This is a genomic window from Pseudoalteromonas sp. NZS127 (genome assembly GCF_015864805.1).
GTDB classification, from domain to species: Bacteria; Pseudomonadota; Gammaproteobacteria; order Enterobacterales; family Alteromonadaceae; genus Pseudoalteromonas; species Pseudoalteromonas nigrifaciens.
The window spans coordinates 1-1446 of the sequence record NZ_JADYWN010000051.1; the positions used below are offsets into that span (position 1 = coordinate 1).

A 1446-nucleotide genomic window follows, 5' to 3' on the forward strand; every position below is an offset into this window, starting at 1 on the left:
CCTCGCTTTTTTTCCAAAGTTTGGAAAAGAAATCCAACTCTTGGTAGTAGCAAATTTTTTGTTTATTCTGTAACTTAAATAAGTTAATCGCTAAGGCTTTATTCCACAAGAATCGACAATTTCCCGCATATTGCGCCATTTTAGCGTTAATATCGGGTGTTGTTTTTAAACGAAATTTATAAGCTTTGCGAATAACCATACTGTTATTATATACAGTTAATCAAAAAGGAACAACCCACTTAGTCGCTTCGCGACTATTGCCTTATATCACCGACCTAAAGGAACGGTGTTTTACGGCAAAAGTTGATAAANTTGCCTTATATCACCGACCTAAAGGAACGGTGTTTTACGGCAAAAGTTGATAAATTTAAATAACTATAGACTAACAGGGGGAGTATTATTTGTGTGCAAAGGGATATATACAGGCACGTGCGACCTGATTGCAGGTGAGACATCAAAAAATATGCAATCTGCATGTATTATTTATCGAAATTTTCCGAGAAAACCCATTGATCGACGCGAAGCGGCGTCGATGGGATGAATCGGAATAGTTAGCCCTGCTCTTGAATGTATTTTCGAATTGTATCAGCAGCCACATTTCCAACAGAGCAAACAAAATATCCGTCAGACCAAAATGTTTTTTTAACCCAGAATTGCTTTTTAAACCATTTAAATCTCGACATAGACTTTGCGTTGTAGATTGTTTAATTCTCCTAACGTAACTCGCAACACTGATATTGGGAGAGATCGTTAGCAATATGTGTATATGATCTTTGTTAACCTCGATCTCTTCGATATTAAATTCTGAGCGCTCTGCAATTTCAGTGATTTTTTGTTTTACAAAATCACCTACATCACCTTTTAACAATTGTTTTCTATATTTAACCACAAGTATTAAATGTAGCGCTATTAAATATTTACAGTGAGATTTAGTTTCATATTCCATCTTGATAACTCATTTTCATACAGTGGTCTATACAGTGTATGAAAAAGACGCTTAGAGACAACTACAGGCTAAATCCTACGCCAGAGCAAGAAGCTAAACTCGTTAAGTTTGGCGCGACAGCGCGCGGCATTTGGAACTTATTGTTGTCTGAGAACATGCGTCGATACGAGCACGATAAAACGTTTTTGTTTTACAAAGACATGGCCTCACTACTTAAAGATCTCAAGACGTTCGAAGAGTTTAACTGGATCAAAGCGTTCGATTCTGCGGCAGCTCAACAAGTTGCCCGCGACCTGGAATTAGCGTTCAAGAATGTTTTTACTAAAGGTCGCTTGCAACGCTTTCCAAAGCACAAGATCTCATATAAAAAGAAAAAACTTCACAACGATAGTTTTCGAGCGGTCAATAACTCGAACTGTATCCGCATTGAAAATGGCGCTATCAGTATCCCAAAGGTAGGCAAGATACCCATTATCTTGCATCGCAAACTAGCAAGTAAA

General features: G+C 37.6%; 2 protein-coding genes and 1 pseudogene. 1 reads left to right on the plus strand and 2 read right to left on the minus strand.

Features of this window, described 5'->3' with window-relative positions:
* Both I6E78_RS18320 and tnpA read right to left on the minus strand, forming a co-directional pair.
* Positions 1 to 199 (minus strand): helix-turn-helix domain-containing protein (locus I6E78_RS18320; protein ID WP_197183102.1); only part of this gene is annotated, 199 nt, incomplete at its 3' end.
* Between the two features lie 370 nt (positions 200 to 569).
* Positions 570 to 946 (minus strand): annotated as a pseudogene (tnpA, locus tag I6E78_RS18935) (IS200/IS605 family transposase); the annotation flags it as partial.
* A gap of 38 nt (positions 947 to 984) precedes the next feature.
* On the opposite strand from tnpA, the gene I6E78_RS18330 reads away from it, so the two are divergent.
* On the plus strand, positions 985 to 1446 hold a 462-nt coding region (locus tag I6E78_RS18330; protein ID WP_197183104.1), incomplete at its 3' end, for a helix-turn-helix domain-containing protein.